Source organism: Pseudomonas sp. AC463 (assembly GCF_979253585.1).
The window spans coordinates 144,396-158,016 of the sequence record NZ_CEEDDZ010000011.1 but is presented as its reverse complement, the minus strand read 5'-3'; the positions used below and the strand labels follow the sequence as shown (position 1 = coordinate 158,016).

The 13,621-nt window shown below is 62.7% G+C and carries 15 protein-coding genes; 8 read left to right on the top strand and 7 right to left on the bottom strand.

The window, feature by feature from the left end; all coding sequences use genetic code 11:
• Positions 1-104: 104 nt before the first annotated feature.
• On the bottom strand, positions 105-1,193 hold the full coding sequence (locus tag AC0IYH_RS15990) for an endonuclease/exonuclease/phosphatase family protein (RefSeq protein WP_471835073.1): 1,089 nt from the start codon (positions 1,191-1,193) through the stop codon (positions 105-107).
• A gap of 40 nt (positions 1,194-1,233) precedes the next feature.
• Positions 1,234-1,893, bottom strand: coding sequence for a YciC family protein (locus AC0IYH_RS15985; protein ID WP_471835072.1), 660 nt, complete (start codon positions 1,891-1,893; stop codon positions 1,234-1,236).
• Between the two features lie 182 nt (positions 1,894-2,075).
• On the opposite strand from AC0IYH_RS15985, the gene AC0IYH_RS15980 reads away from it, so the two are divergent.
• From AC0IYH_RS15980 to AC0IYH_RS15970, 3 genes are all read left to right on the top strand, one after another.
• Positions 2,076-2,813, top strand: coding sequence for a DUF2076 domain-containing protein (locus AC0IYH_RS15980; RefSeq protein WP_471835071.1), 738 nt, complete (start codon positions 2,076-2,078; stop codon positions 2,811-2,813).
• Between the two features lie 117 nt (positions 2,814-2,930).
• Positions 2,931-3,407, top strand: coding sequence for an NYN domain-containing protein (locus tag AC0IYH_RS15975; RefSeq protein WP_024077544.1), 477 nt, complete (start codon positions 2,931-2,933; stop codon positions 3,405-3,407).
• Positions 3,408-3,434: 27 nt separating this feature from the next.
• Positions 3,435-4,046 (top strand): 3'-5' exonuclease, encoded by a 612-nt coding sequence (locus tag AC0IYH_RS15970; protein WP_116629366.1) that lies wholly within the window; start codon positions 3,435-3,437, stop codon positions 4,044-4,046.
• 84 nt (positions 4,047-4,130) lie between these two features.
• Here the strand turns inward: AC0IYH_RS15970 and AC0IYH_RS15965 are convergent, their stop codons facing one another.
• The gene (locus AC0IYH_RS15965; protein ID WP_116629362.1) at positions 4,131-4,592 is read right to left on the bottom strand and encodes an Lrp/AsnC family transcriptional regulator; all 462 of its coding nucleotides are present in this window, start codon (positions 4,590-4,592) and stop codon (positions 4,131-4,133) included.
• A gap of 161 nt (positions 4,593-4,753) precedes the next feature.
• On the opposite strand from AC0IYH_RS15965, the gene yedA reads away from it, so the two are divergent.
• Both yedA and AC0IYH_RS15955 read left to right on the top strand, forming a co-directional pair.
• Positions 4,754-5,650, top strand: a complete 897-nt coding sequence (gene yedA, locus AC0IYH_RS15960) for a drug/metabolite exporter YedA (protein WP_116629361.1) — start codon at positions 4,754-4,756, stop codon at positions 5,648-5,650.
• Between the two features lie 49 nt (positions 5,651-5,699).
• Positions 5,700-7,037, top strand: a complete 1,338-nt coding sequence (locus AC0IYH_RS15955; protein ID WP_116629360.1) for a DEAD/DEAH box helicase — start codon at positions 5,700-5,702, stop codon at positions 7,035-7,037.
• A gap of 123 nt (positions 7,038-7,160) precedes the next feature.
• Here the strand turns inward: AC0IYH_RS15955 and AC0IYH_RS15950 are convergent, their stop codons facing one another.
• Entirely contained in the window at positions 7,161-8,387 is a 1,227-nt protein-coding gene (locus AC0IYH_RS15950; protein WP_471835068.1) for a TIGR03862 family flavoprotein, read from the bottom strand.
• 169 nt (positions 8,388-8,556) lie between these two features.
• Positions 8,557-9,477: a histone deacetylase family protein gene (locus tag AC0IYH_RS15945; RefSeq protein WP_471835066.1), complete on the bottom strand. Its 921-nt coding sequence runs from the start codon at positions 9,475-9,477 to the stop codon at positions 8,557-8,559.
• Between the two features lie 75 nt (positions 9,478-9,552).
• Here AC0IYH_RS15945 and AC0IYH_RS15940 point away from each other — a divergent pair, with 75 nt between their 5' ends.
• From AC0IYH_RS15940 to AC0IYH_RS15930, 3 genes are read left to right on the top strand one after another with little or no spacing between them, the layout of a single operon-like run.
• Positions 9,553-10,122 carry a GNAT family N-acetyltransferase gene (locus tag AC0IYH_RS15940; RefSeq protein WP_116629357.1) on the top strand — a complete coding sequence of 190 codons (570 nt, stop codon included), beginning with the start codon at positions 9,553-9,555 and terminating at the stop codon, positions 10,120-10,122.
• Between the two features lie 42 nt (positions 10,123-10,164).
• Complete coding sequence (gene tesB, locus AC0IYH_RS15935; protein WP_116629356.1) at positions 10,165-11,034, top strand: acyl-CoA thioesterase II; 870 nt, start codon at positions 10,165-10,167, stop codon at positions 11,032-11,034.
• On the top strand, positions 11,031-11,630 hold the full coding sequence (locus AC0IYH_RS15930; RefSeq protein WP_471835064.1) for an HAD family hydrolase: 600 nt from the start codon (positions 11,031-11,033) through the stop codon (positions 11,628-11,630). The genes tesB and AC0IYH_RS15930 overlap by 4 nt, the downstream gene beginning before the upstream one ends.
• A gap of 59 nt (positions 11,631-11,689) precedes the next feature.
• On the opposite strand, the gene AC0IYH_RS15925 is transcribed toward AC0IYH_RS15930, so the two are convergent.
• A complete protein-coding gene (locus AC0IYH_RS15925) occupies positions 11,690-12,676 on the bottom strand; it encodes an alpha/beta fold hydrolase (protein WP_471835062.1) in 987 nt (328 codons plus the stop codon).
• Positions 12,677-13,564 carry a KPN_02809 family neutral zinc metallopeptidase gene (gene ypfJ, locus AC0IYH_RS15920; protein ID WP_122774099.1) on the bottom strand — a complete coding sequence of 296 codons (888 nt, stop codon included), beginning with the start codon at positions 13,562-13,564 and terminating at the stop codon, positions 12,677-12,679.
• Between the last annotated feature and the right edge of the window lie 57 nt (positions 13,565-13,621).

Sequence of the window (13,621 nt, the reverse complement as noted above, 5' to 3'; positions counted from 1 at the left end):
GGCTGTCTGCGTGCTGGCTTGGGAGTGAATTTACGGCCTAATCGAATGAGCGACAATTAGGCTGAAATGAGAATAATTGTCCCCTGTGCGGGGACAATTAAAAATTACTGCGCGGGGGGTAACAGGAAGCGCGCAACCACCGGCAAATGGTTGGAGATGCGCAGCGTGTCGTCCTGGCGCACCTTGGCTTCCACGCGCTTGATGCGCGGGCTGTAGAACAGGTAATCAAGGGTGCGATCCGGGCCATCGAGGCTCGGGTCGTTGGGGAAGTGGGTCAGCCATTTCGCGCGGTCGATGCCGCTGGATTCGCTGTTGCTCGGGATCATCGGGTATTTGTCCCACAGCAGGTGCAGCTCGCTGTCCGGCGAATACTGCCCGCGTTTGCCGGCGTCCAGGCGCAGGAATTGCCCCAGCGGCAACAGGTTGAAATCGCCGCCGATCAGCCAGGGCGTGCCGCGGCCTTCGAATTTATCCAGCAGCTTGACCGTGGTTTGCACCTGCTCCTGCACTGCGCTGCGGCCAGGGGCGCCGCCGTCCAGGCGGGTGTTGAGCACCGCCAGTTGGCCGCCATCGCTCAGTGGCAGGTAGGTCAGCAGCAACGCAGGTTTGGGCTGGAATTGGCGGCTGATGAAATTCGCATCCGGGGCCGGCAATTGCAGGCGCTCGGCGTGTTCGATCTGGTAGCGGCTCAGGGTTGCCAGCTTGCGGCCGACGCTGCCGAAGATATGCCGGTCGGGCACGAAGTCGGCTTTCCAGTCGAAGGCCTCGGCGCTGCAGGGGTAGAGGTCGACCAGGCGCTCCTGGAGCAGTGCCAGCTGGTCCTGGTAGTGGGAAGGCTTGGCGTTTTCGTCGAGTTCCTGCAACAGCAGGATGTCGGGTTGTTCGTCGCGAATCACCCGCGCCACTTCGTCGAGGCTGGCGGCCATGTCTTCCACGGTGGGGCGCTCGTCCGCGCCGCTGCCGTCGGCGGTGTCGTACCAGAACACGTAGTTTTTACCGGCCAGGTATTGCACGTTCCAGGTCATCACCTTGAGCGCCTGCCCCGGCAGCAGGGTCGGCGCGCGTGGCGCCACGCAGCTCACCGCCAGGGTCTGCTTGGGCTCGGGGCGCCAGGTCAGGCTGTAGATCAGTGCCGTGAGCAGGCCTGCAACGATCAGCAGGCCCAGCAAGGTCATGCGCAATAAACGGGTCATCGGCTCGGCTTATGGCGTTTCAGAAGTGGTGCGGAGCATATCACCGCGCGTCGGCATCGCCACCGATCAACATGAATAAACGGAACAGCACCACACTGGTAAACAGTTGCAGGAAGCTATGCACGCTGTCCATCAACAGCCCCAGCAACGGCGCCGGGTTGGGATAGGCCGCGACGCTCGCGCCTTTAAGCAGCCACAGCGGCGTCATCACGCACAGCAGGCACACCAGGATTCGCCAGAAATGCCCACGGGTCAGGCGAAAACTCTCCTTCATCGCCTCCAGCGCCGGCATGCCGCGCAGCACCAGCAGATACTCGGCAAACGCCAGCACCACCATCAGCCACAGGCCCGGCAGGAAGTAGATCGACAGCCCCAGCAGGATCAGCAAGGTGCTCATGGCCGTCAGCAGGGCGAAACGCGGCCACAGGGTCAGGGCCAGCGCCCACACATCCTTGGTGCGCGGCGACTCGCCACGGGTGCGTGCGTCGAGAAACAGAATCAGCGCGCCGGTGTACAGCGGGTACACCAATAAACCCACGACCACGCTGTAACCGGGAAACGCATCCGTGCCCAGCGTGTGCTCCAGAATCTGTTGCAGAAAGGCTTCGAGGACCACCAACGGCAGGCACAGCTGAACGATGGCGCCCAGGTTGCTCCGGGTAAAACGGAAAGAGTCGCGCAGTACGTCTAACGGATTCATCAGGTTCATCGCAGGCCTGGAAACAAGGGCGACACTTTAACCGATCACGGTCCCGGCGGCGCAAACGTAAACCTTGAGTAAAGACCATTGAAACAACTGGTAACACCCCCATAACTACCCACGTACCCAAGCCTGATCCCAGGCGGGACCACGATTTCTACCGGCAATCTAACGAGGTCGCCATGAACAGCGAAGAGCAAACCCTGATCGATGGACTGTTTTCACGGTTGCAGCAAGCCGAAACGGACTCAGCCCCCCGCGATGCGCAAGCAGAAGCGCGGATCAAGGAGCACATGACTCGCCAACCGGCGGCCGGGTACTACATGACCCAGTCGATCCTGGTGCAGGAACACGCGCTTAAAAGCCTGGACGCGCAGAACAAAGAGCAGGCGCAGCAGATTCAGCAGTTGCAGGATGAGTTGCAGCGGGCCAAGTCCGCGCCGGCGGCTCCGGCGAGCAGCGGTGGGTTCCTGTCGAGCATCTTTGGTGGCGGCGCTTCCCGTGATCCGCAACCGTCGCCAAGCAATTCGGGCGGCGGCTGGCGTGAACCGACGCGGCCTGGGTTCAGTGGCCAGCCTGCGCCACAGCAAAACTATCAACAGCCCCAACAACCCGCCGCCGCTCCGGTGGGCAGTGGCTTCCTTGGCGGCGCGATGAAAACCGCAGCCGGCGTGGCCGGTGGTGTGTTGCTGGCCGAAGGCATCAGCAGCCTGTTCAACCACAACTCGCAGCAGCCGCAAGTGGTGGAAGAAATCATCCGCGAAGAGCCGGCGCCTGCCAGTGACAATGGCAACTGGGGCAACGACGACCAGAAATTTGCCGGCAATGACAACTGGGGCGGCAACAACTCGGACAGCTTCGCCGACAGCGACTATTCCGACGATTCCTCTTCCTTCGGCGACGACGATTCCTTCGTCTGACCCTCCCGGCCCGGGGCGCTTCGTCGCCCCGGTCTGATTTTTCCCGGAAACGCCCCTGCGGCTGGCATACTGGCACCCTTTCCGGGCCCAGGCGCCTGGCTGTCATGAGGAAGTGCGGTGAAGAAAATTGCAGTGTTCGCCGATGTACAAAACCTCTACTACACCGTCCGCCAAGCCTATGGCTGCCACTTCAACTATGCCGCGTTGTGGGCTGACATCAGTTCGCGCGGGCAGATCGTCGAGGCGTACGCGTATGCCATCGACCGTGGCGACAGCAAGCAGCAGCAGTTCCAGCAGATCCTGCGCAACCTGGGCTTTACGGTAAAACTCAAACCCTACATCCAGCGCAGCGACGGTTCGGCCAAGGGCGACTGGGACGTGGGCATCACCATCGACATCATGGACGCCGCCGACCACGTTGACGAAATAGTGCTGGCCTCCGGCGACGGTGATTTTGACATGCTGCTCGACCGCATCATCCACAAGCACGGCGTTGAAGCCGTGGCCTATGGCGTGCCGGGGCTGACCGCCAATTCGCTGATACGCGCCGCCAGCCGCTACGTGCCGATTGAAGGCGCGTTGCTGCTCAAATAGATTTTTTAAGACGGAGTTGGAACAGGTTTGGAACGTATAGCGGTCATCGACTTTGAAACCACCGGCATCACCCCGAGCAGCCACTGCCGCGCCACGGAAATCGCCGTGGTCATCCTCGAGCGTGGCCAGATCGTGGACCGCTACCAGAGCCTGATGAAGACCGGCGTGCGCGTGCCGGGTTTTATCGAACAGCTCACCGGCATCAGCAACGCCATGCTGCGCAGCGCGCCGCCGGCCGAGCGGGTGATGAACGAAGTAAACGAATTTGTCGGCACCACCCCCCTGCTGGCCCACAACGCCGCGTTCGACCAGAAATTCTGGGACTTTGAGCTCGGCCTGATCCGCCGCACCCGCCTGCAGAAATTCGCCTGCTCCCTGCTCCTGGCCCGCCGCCTCATGCCGGCTGCGCCCAACCACAAACTCGGCACGTTGAATTCATTCGCAAAGCTGCCCCATACCGGCCAGGCCCACCGGGCCATGGCGGATGCGGAAATGGCCGCCAACCTCACCGCGCACCTGGCCCAGGAACTGCGCGGTACCCATGGCCTGCGCGAGCTGTCCCACGACCTGCTGTGCACCCTGCAGAAAGTGCCGGCGGCGAAAATCAATGAGCATCTGAAGAAGCATCGCGGGTTCTGACCCCGAGCGCGTTCTCAAGATCAATGAAGCTCTAAATGTGGGAGGGGCGGTGCGACGATTCGACTTGCCCCCGATGGCGGTGGGTCAGCCAGCACTTTTCCCATTGCCTGCCAACTGCCCCAACGGCACCCGCCGCTCTATCGCGCTCGACAAGATGATCGACGTCTTGCTGAACCCAAACTTCGCAATCCGGTTAATCAAATTCTCCAACTCCGGCATCGAGCCCACTGCCGCTTGCATGATCACGCACGGATCACCGGTCACTCGGTGGCATTCGGTCAGTTCGGGGATTTCCGCCAGGGCGTCGTACACCTTTTGGCTGCCGTGGTTGGTCAGGCGCAACTCAATCACGCATTGGATCGGCAACCCCACTTTGGACAAGTCCACCTTGGCCTGATAGCCGGTGATCACTCCGCTGGCTTCCAGCTTGGCCACGCGCTCGGCCACGGCGGGGGCGGAGAGGTTTACCTTGCGGGCCAGTTGCGCGTAGGACGCGCGGCCGTCTTCGAGCAGGGCGCTGAGGAGCATGCGGTCGTATTTGTCCATGATAAGGCTCCAGTAGCACGTGGCTTTCGAAACAACGGTTTATAGCCTTCATAACCATGCTTTGAAAAGTGTACCGGCGGTTTAAACAGGTTTTGTAACTTATGTTTAAGCACCTGCCTTTTTAGAATAAGCCTCTCTTATCTCTGCCTTAGAGCTGCCCAATGCCTGGCCCACGTCGCTTTCCCTTACCGTTGATCGCCGCCTTTTTTGCGTTGTATGTGATTTGGGGTTCCACCTACCTGGTGATCCGCATCGGCGTGGAGTACTGGCCGCCGCTGATGCTGGGCGGGATTCGCTTTCTGCTGGCGGGCGCGGCGATGTATGGCTTTTTGCGCTGGCGTGGGGCGCCGGCGCCGACCTGGGAGCAGTGGAAGGCGGCGGCCAAGATCGGCATTTTGCTGCTGACCTTCGGTAACGGCGCGGTGAGTGTGGCCGAGCACACCGGGGTGTCGTCCGGCGTGGCGGCGCTGGCGGTGGCGACGGTGCCGCTGTTTACCTTGCTGTGTGGCTACTTCTGGGGCGCGCGCAATACCCGGCTGGAATGGGCCGGGGTGATCCTGGGGATGGTCGGCATTGCCATGCTGAATATGGGCAGCACCTTGCAATCGAGCCCGATGGGCGCGGCGTTGCTGCTGTTCGCCGCCGCTTCGTGGGCGTTTGGCTCGGTGTGGAGCCGCCGCCTGCCGCTGCCGCCGGGTGCCATGGCCAGCGCGGCGGAAATGCTGGTGGCCGGCGTCACGCTGCTGATCGCCAGTGCGCTCACCGGCGAACACCTGCAAGCAATGCCGCCGCTGGAAGGCTGGCTGGCCCTGGCCTATCTGGCCGTGTTCGGCTCGATCATCGCCTTCAATGCCTATATGTACCTGCTCAAGCACGTACGCCCGGCGGCGGCGACCAGTTATGCCTACGTCAACCCGGCGGTGGCGGTGTTGCTGGGGATTGTGTTTATCGGCGAGACCATCGGCCTGGAAGAATCCCTGGCGATGCTGGTGATTATCAGCGCGGTGCTGCTGATCAGCCTGCCTCAGTGGCGCAAGCCCAAGCCGGAAATAAGGTAAACTGCCGCGCATTACGCGCTGTGCGCCGAATTTTCCCTACGGTAACTACATGACTTTCGCCACCCTTGGCCTGATCGAACCCTTGCTGCGCGCCCTTGAGACGCTTGGCTACCAGACCCCGACGCCAGTGCAGGCGCAAGCCATTCCGGCGGTGCTGGCCGGACGCGACCTGATGGCTGCGGCCCAGACCGGCACCGGTAAAACCGCCGGTTTCGCCTTGCCGCTGCTGCAACTGCTGACCATGGAAGGGCCGAAAGTCGCCGCCAACTCGGCGCGCGCGCTGATCCTGTGCCCGACCCGCGAGCTGGCCGAGCAGGTTCACGCCAGCGTCGCCGAGTACGCACAAAACCTGCCGCTCACCACCTACGCGGTGTACGGCGGCGTGAGCATCAACCCGCAGATGATGAAGCTGCGCAAGGGCGTCGACATTCTGGTCGCCACCCCGGGCCGGCTGATCGATCTGTTCCGCCAGAACGCGCTGAAACTCAACCAGTTGCAAACCCTGGTGCTGGACGAAGCCGACCGCATGCTCGACCTGGGCTTCTCCGAAGAGCTGGCGAACATCTACCGCATGCTGCCGAAAAAGCGCCAGACCCTGCTGTTCTCCGCGACCTTCTCCGATGAAATCCGCACGCTGGCCGGGCAGATGCTCAACGACCCGCTGAGCATTGAAGTGAGCCCGCGCAACGTCGCCGCCAACACCGTGAAGCAATGGGTGGTGCCGGTCGACAAGAAGCGCAAGGCCGAGCTGTTTGTGCACCTGATGCGCAAAGGCCGCTGGAAGCAGGTGCTGGTGTTCGCCAAGACCCGTAACGGCGTGGACGCGCTGGTGGATAAGTTGCAGGGCCTGGGCATCAACGCCGACGGCATCCATGGCGACAAGCCACAAGCCACGCGCCAACGTGCGCTGGACCGCTTCAAGAGCAGCGACGTGCAGATCCTGGTGGCCACCGACGTGGCGGCCCGCGGCCTGGATATCGAAGACTTGCCGATGGTGGTCAACTTCGACCTGCCGATTGTGGCCGAGGACTACATCCACCGTATCGGCCGTACCGGGCGTGCGGGCAACACTGGTGAGGCGATTTCCCTGGTGTGCGCCGATGAAGTGAACATGCTGTCGGCCATCGAGATGCTCACGCGTCAGACCTTGACCCGCCACATGGAACAGGATTTCGAACCGGAACACCGCGTGCCGGAAACCGATGCCAGCGGGCAGGTGGTGAAGAAGCCGAAAAAGCCGAAGAAGCCTAAAGCATCCGGGGGTGGTGGCGGTAAGCGCAACCTGGGTAAGTGGGTGGACAGCGGTGAGGTGGCGCCGTCGGAGCCTTCGATCAAGCCGGTGCGTAAGGTGCCGGTGTTTAATACTGGGCCGCGTAAGAAGAAGTAATTTGCGGTGTGGCTGATGGCACTATCGGGGGCAAGCCCCCTCCCACATTTGATCGGGTTCACACGGTCAAAATTGTGGGAGGGGGCTTGCCCCCGATGGCGGCTTAACATTCACCACAAAATCTCAACCCTTAAGCCACTCCACCATCCCCCGCCCAGCCGCTCTGCCACTGGCAAAACACCCCGTCAGCAAATACCCACCGGTCGGCGCTTCCCAATCCAGCATCTCGCCCGCACAAAACACCCCCGGCAACTGCTTGAGCATCAAGCGCTCATCCAGCGCCTCAAACGGCACGCCGCCGGCGGTGCTGATCGCCTCATCCATCGGCCGGGTTTTCACCAGGGTCAGCGGCAACGCCTTGATATCCACCGCCAACTGGGCCGGATCATTGAAATGTTCCGCCGGCGCCAACTCGCGCAACAGCGCGGCCTTGACCCCATCCAAACCCAACTGGCTGTGCAAATGCTTGCTCATCGAGCGCGACCCGCGTGGCTTGGCCAGCGCCGCCTGCACCTTGTCCAACGGCTTGCTCGGCAACAGGTCGATATGCACGATGGCCGCGCCATCGCGGTTGATCGCTTCACGAATCGGCGCCGACAGTGCATAGATCAGGCTGCCTTCGATGCCGGTGGCCGTGACCACGCATTCGCCGAGCCGAGGTCTATCGTCGCCCAGCCCGATGGCGACGTTTTTCAGCGGCGCCCCGGCGAATTTGCTGACCATCAGTTCGCTCCAGGCCGACACCTCGAAGCCACAGTTGCTCGGTTGCAGCCGCGCATAAGGCACGCCGCGATCCTCCAGCAGTTTGAGCCAGGCACCATCGGAACCCAGGCGCGACCAACTGCCGCCGCCCAGGGCCAGCAGCACCGCATCGCTGTGGATAGTTTTTTCGCCGTCGGGGCTGTGGATAAGTAACTCGCCGTTGGCATTCCAGCCGGTCCACCGATGGCGGGTGTGGATAACCACGCCCTGGTCGCGCAGGCGCTTGAGCCAGGCGCGCAGCAGCGGGGCGGCTTTCATATCGGTAGGAAACACCCGGCCGGAGGTGCCGACAAAGGTCTCGATCCCTAACCCGTGGATCCATTCGCACAAGGCGTCGGCCCCAAAGCTACGCAGCAACGGCGCCATGTGCGGCGCGCGTTCGGCGTAGCGCGAGAGAAACGCCGGGTACGCCTCGGAATGGGTAATGTTCATGCCGCCCACACCGGCCAGCAGGAATTTACGCCCCACCGAGGGCATGCCGTCGTAGAGGTCGACCCGCACGCCCGCCAGGCTCAAGACTTCAGCGGCCATCAGCCCGGCTGGGCCGCCGCCGATAATAGTGACGTGTGGGGGAAGGGTCTGGGGCATGGTTGGGCTACGGTCGTTTAATAGGCCGAGCATTCTACCCGACGACGGCGTGGCTGCCTGATCAAAAAACGTACACTTTCCTACAGGCCTTACGGCTAAACCCTTTCAGACCCTTACGCTCAAGTTATCCACAGGCCGTTCCACAGGCATTGTGGGTAAAGCCCACAACTCAGTGACAACCTGATGACGCCCACACTCGTTGCGCGCTGTGGTGCAGGATGCCGTGGCGGCGGGCCAGGGCGGGGCGGTCCTTGCTGTAGCCGCCGCCGATCACGCCCATCACCGGGATGTCGCGGCCCAGGCAATGGCGCATCACGCTTTCATCGCGGGCGGCCACGCCGGCGTCTGTCAGCTTGAGGTAACCGAGGGCGTCGTCCTTGTGCACATCGACGCCGGCGTCGTACAGCACCAGGTCGGGCTGGTACAGCGGCAGCAGGTAGTTGAGGGCATCGTCCACCACCTTGAGGTAGTCGGCATCGCCCATGCCCATGGGTAGCGGGATGTCCCAGTCGCTCTGGGCCTTGCGCGCGGGAAAGTTCTTTTCGCAGTGCAGCGACACGGTGATGGCGTCCGGCGTGTCGTGGAGGATGCGCGCGGTGCCGTCGCCCTGGTGCACGTCGCAGTCGAAGATCAGCACGCGGTTGACCCGGCCGCTTTCCAGCAGGTAACGGCTGATCACCGCCAGGTCGTTGAAGATGCAAAAGCCCGCCGGGTAATCGTAGTGGGCGTGGTGGGTGCCACCTGCGAGGTGGCAGGCCAGGCCGTGTTCCAGCGCCTGTTCCGCTGCGAGGATCGAGCCGCCCACCGCGCGCACGGTACGCCGCGCCAGGGCTTCGCTCCAGGGCAGGCCGAGGCGGCGTTGGTCTTCGCGGGACAGTTCGCCGCTCATGTAGCGGGCGATATACCCAGGTTCATGGGCCAGGGCCAGAATCTCCGGGGGGCAGAGCTCGGGGCGCAGCAGTTGGCGGTCTTCGGTCAGCCCCGTGGACACCAGGTGGTCACGCAGCAGGCGGAACTTGTCCATGGGAAAGCGGTGGTCCGCCGGGAACTCGGGGCTGTAGTCATCGTGGTAGATCAATGGCAAAGGCATGGGATTTTCTGACGGGAACCTGCGACGGATCATACCCGCGATGTACACTCACGCACATGGCAAGGGAGGGGACCCATGGAGCCGATACTCGAATTGGAAAGCGCACGCCTGGTGCTGCGCCAATGGCGCGACGGCGACTTGCCGGAATTTGCGCGCATGTGCGCCGACCCACAGGTGATGCGCTATTTCCCGGCCAACTTGAGCCATCTGGAAAGCGCTGCGTTGATCGGCCGGATTCGCGGCCACTTCGCCGAATACGGCTTTGGCCTGTGGGCCTTGCAGCGCAAGGACAGCGGTGAATTTATCGGCCTGACCGGGCTGCAGAATGTCAGCTTTGAAGCGGACTTTACCCCGGCGGTGGAAATCGGCTGGCGCCTGGCCCGCGAGCATTGGGGCCTGGGTTACGCCAGTGAAGCGGCCTGGACGGCGCTGCGTTGCGGTTTCGACCGCTTGCAGCTGGATGAAATCGTCGCCTTCACCACTGAAGCCAATCTGCCATCACAAAAAGTCATGCAGGCCATCGGTATGCATTACGATCCCCAGGCAGATTTTGAACACCCCAAGGTTGCAGCCGATGACCCGCTGCGCCCTCACGTTTTGTACCGCATCACCCGCGCCCAATGGTTGGACACGCTGCACGGATAGCAGCCCGGAATGCCCCATAGAATAGATTTCAGGAGTTGCTCTATGAGCCAAGTATTGGAAGATCTGGTGGACTTGCTGACGCTGGAACCGATCGAGGAAAACCTCTTTCGCGGCCGCAGCCAGGACCTGGGTTTTCGCCAGCTGTTCGGCGGCCAAGTGCTCGGCCAGTCGCTGTCGGCCGCCAGCCAGACCGTCGAAGAAGCGCGCCACGTGCATTCCCTGCACGGGTATTTCCTGCGCCCCGGCGATGCGCAACTGCCGGTGGTGTACTCGGTGGACCGCGTGCGTGACGGCGGCAGCTTCAGCACCCGCAGGGTTACGGCGATCCAGAAGGGCCACCCGATTTTCACCTGCACCACCTCGTTCCAGTACGACGAAGAAGGCTTCGAGCACCAGACCACCATGCCCGTGGTGGTCGGCCCGGAAAACCTGCCGTCGGAGCTGGAATTGACCCAGCAGCGCGCGCACCTGATCCCCGAGCATATGCGCGACAAGCTGCTGTGCCCCAAGCCGATCGAAGTGCGCCCGGTGACCGAGAAAGACCCGTTCAACCCGCAGCCGTCCGACCCGGTCAGGTACGTGTGGTTTCGAGCCGATGGCGCGTTGGCCGACTCGCCCGCGTTGCATAAATATCTGCTGGCCTACGCTTCGGACTTCGGCCTGCTGACCACTTCGATGCTGCCCCATGGCAAGAGCGTGTGGCAGAAAGACATGCAGGTCGCCAGCCTCGACCACGCGCTGTGGTTCCACGCTGACCTGCGCGCCGATGACTGGTTGCTGTACGCCATGGACAGCCCGTGGGCCGGCAACTCCCGTGGGTTCTCCCGTGGCAGCGTGTACAACCGCGCCGGGCAACTGGTGGCTTCGGTCACGCAGGAAGGCTTGATCCGGCATCGCAAGGACTGGGCATGAGCCTGACGGATATTAAACATTGGGTGTTCGACATGGACGGCACCCTCACGGTGGCCGTGCATGACTTTGCGGCCATTCGCGTGGCGCTGGAGATCCCGCCTGAGGATGACATTCTCACGCACCTGGCGGCATTGCCGGCGGAGGTGGCGGCGGCCAAACATGCGTGGTTGCTGGAGCATGAGCGCGAGCTGGCGTTGGGTTCAGTGGCGGCGCAAGGCGCGGTGGAGCTGGTGCGTGAGCTGGCCGGGCGTGGTTATCGGTTGGGCATCCTGACCCGTAATGCGCGGGAGTTGGCGCATGTGACGCTGGAGGCGATTGGCCTGGCGGACTGCTTTGCTGTCGACGATGTGCTGGGGCGTGATGATGCGGCGCCCAAGCCGGACCCGCATGGCCTGCTCAAACTGGCTGCGGCCTGGGATGTGGCGCCGAGCAAGATGGTGATGGTGGGCGATTACCGCTTTGACCTGGATTGCGGGCGGGCGGCGGGAACGAAGACGGTGTTGGTGAATTTGCCGGAGAACCCGTGGCCGGAGCTGGCGGATTGGCATGCTGGAGACTGTGCGGTGCTGCGCCGAATGATTCAGTCCAGACAATAAAGATCACATGTGGCAGGGGGCTTGCCCCCTCCCACATTTTGAGCCGGTTTCTTGAGGGATTATTGAGGGAATAAAACCTTCTGCCCCTCCGGCGAGGTAAACATCCCATCCCCGTTATGCCCCACCCCCGGCACTTCCACCAGTTGATGGCTCAACTGCGGATGGCGCTGCTTGAGGTAGTCAAAATAGTTGTGCCCACGAATCAGTCGATACGCGCCCTCGGCCTCGGCGGCGCAGCTTTTATCCAGTGCCGGGTGGTTGGGGTCGGTGTCTTGCTGGCCGAGCAGGTAGGTGACGTTACGCGACACGTACGTCTGCTCAATCTGCGCGGCGTTCTGGCCCTTGGCGTAGGCCGGCAGGTTTTGCATGCCGTATTTCCAGTCGTTGAAGCCCGGGCAGCTGGCGGTGTCGACCTTCAGCGGGCGTTGCGGCGTGAAGTAGGCATAGGACGACGGGTTGGCCACCACGTAACGCAGGCTGATGCCTTCGGTTTGCAGCAGCGGGTGGTCGTGGCCGGTGAGGGCGAAACGCTGTACCACCTGGCCGCCACCGGAATGGCCAGCCACTACGATTTCTTTCAGCGCCGGGAACAGTTTGCGATTGCCCAGGTGCTTGATGAGCTGGTCGAGGGCGCCGTAGGAGCTGACCTGGCCGGGGCCGATGGAGGGCTCGCCGGCCATCCAGTCATCGGCTTTCCAGCGCAGCAGCTGGTTGTCCAGGTGGTCGCGTTTTACGTCTGACTCATCCAGAAACTGCGGCGCAATCACCAGGGTACTGTCCGCCAGCCCGGCGTTTTCAGCCGCGTGCTCGCCACTTTCCAGGTAGGTCATGGCATTGCGCAGGCGCCCGTGCACGATGATTAGCGCGCGGGTGACCTGGGGCAGGGGCTTGCTCCAGTCCTGGCTCAAGCCGAGGCTGAGGTCGCCGCCATCCAGGTGGAAACGATCGGGGCTGACCACCTTCACGCCATGGTCTTTCTCGGCGGCCCAGGTGGCGGTGGAACAGGTCATCATCACGCTCAACAGCAAACCCAATCGTTTATTCATTTAAAGGCTCTTGGCGGTAAAGGTGTCGCATTGAGTGATCTGGCCCTGGGCGAAGCCGGCCTTGAACCAGCGAACCCGCTGTGCCGAGGTGCCGTGGGTAAACGAGTCCGGCACGACGCGCCCTTGACCCTGTTGCTGCAAACGGTCATCGCCGATGGCGTTAGCCGCATTCAGTGCTTCTTCAATGTCGCCGGGCTCCAGCCAGTTCAGGCGCTTTTGCGCGCGGTTGGCCCACACGCCGGCGAAGCAGTCGGCTTGCAGTTCCTGGCGTACCAGCAGGCCGCCGTCGCCTTGCATTTGCCGGCCTTGCTGGCGCGCGGCCTGGATTTTTGCCGAGATGCCGAGCAGCGTCTGCACGTGGTGCCCGACTTCGTGGGCGATCACGTAGGCCTGGGCGAAGTCGCCGGCGGCCTGGAAGCGTTGCGACATTTCGCGGAAGAAATCCAGGTCCAGGTACACCTGTTGGTCGGCCGGGCAATAGAACGGGCCGCTGGCCGAGGTGGCGCCACCGCAGGCGGAATTCACCCGGCCACGGAACAGAATCAGTTTGGGGTTCTTGTAGGCCAGGCCGTTTTCCTGGAACACCTGGCCCCAGGTGTCTTCGGTATCGCCCAGTACGGCTCGCACGAAATCGGCTTGCTCATCGTTGGCCGGCGGCGCCTGGCGGGTCTGGGTGCTCACCGACGGCGCCTGTTCCATCTGGCCGGTCAGTTGGCCGAGGATCTGCATCGGGTCTTGGCCGGTCAACCAGCCGATGCCGACGATCAGCACAATCGCCGTGAGGCTCAGGCCCTTGCCGCCGCCAAAGCGCATGCCGCCACCGCCGCCGCCACTGTCATCGCGGGCGTCCACCACGTTGTCGCTGCGTCGGCCTTTTTTCCATAGCATGGGGGCAATCCTCTTGTGTGCAGGCAGCAGGGGCGAGCCCGCCAATTCCTACGATAG

Coding starts and splice junctions, on each gene's coding strand:
- AC0IYH_RS15980 (WP_471835071.1), top strand. CDS start 2,076: ATGAACAGCGAAGAGCAAACCCTGATCGATGGACTGTTTTCACGGTTG.
- AC0IYH_RS15945 (WP_471835066.1), bottom strand. CDS start 9,477: ATGCCTTTGCCATTGATCTACCACGATGACTACAGCCCCGAGTTCCCG.
- AC0IYH_RS15985 (WP_471835072.1), bottom strand. CDS start 1,893: ATGAATCCGTTAGACGTACTGCGCGACTCTTTCCGTTTTACCCGGAGC.
- tesB (WP_116629356.1), top strand. CDS start 10,165: ATGAGCCAAGTATTGGAAGATCTGGTGGACTTGCTGACGCTGGAACCG.
- ypfJ (WP_122774099.1), bottom strand. CDS start 13,564: ATGCTATGGAAAAAAGGCCGACGCAGCGACAACGTGGTGGACGCCCGC.
- AC0IYH_RS15940 (WP_116629357.1), top strand. CDS start 9,553: ATGGAGCCGATACTCGAATTGGAAAGCGCACGCCTGGTGCTGCGCCAA.
- AC0IYH_RS15950 (WP_471835068.1), bottom strand. CDS start 8,387: ATGCCCCAGACCCTTCCCCCACACGTCACTATTATCGGCGGCGGCCCA.
- AC0IYH_RS15925 (WP_471835062.1), bottom strand. CDS start 12,676: ATGAATAAACGATTGGGTTTGCTGTTGAGCGTGATGATGACCTGTTCC.
- AC0IYH_RS15990 (WP_471835073.1), bottom strand. CDS start 1,193: ATGACCCGTTTATTGCGCATGACCTTGCTGGGCCTGCTGATCGTTGCA.
- yedA (WP_116629361.1), top strand. CDS start 4,754: ATGCCTGGCCCACGTCGCTTTCCCTTACCGTTGATCGCCGCCTTTTTT.
- AC0IYH_RS15955 (WP_116629360.1), top strand. CDS start 5,700: ATGACTTTCGCCACCCTTGGCCTGATCGAACCCTTGCTGCGCGCCCTT.
- AC0IYH_RS15930 (WP_471835064.1), top strand. CDS start 11,031: ATGAGCCTGACGGATATTAAACATTGGGTGTTCGACATGGACGGCACC.
- AC0IYH_RS15965 (WP_116629362.1), bottom strand. CDS start 4,592: ATGGACAAATACGACCGCATGCTCCTCAGCGCCCTGCTCGAAGACGGC.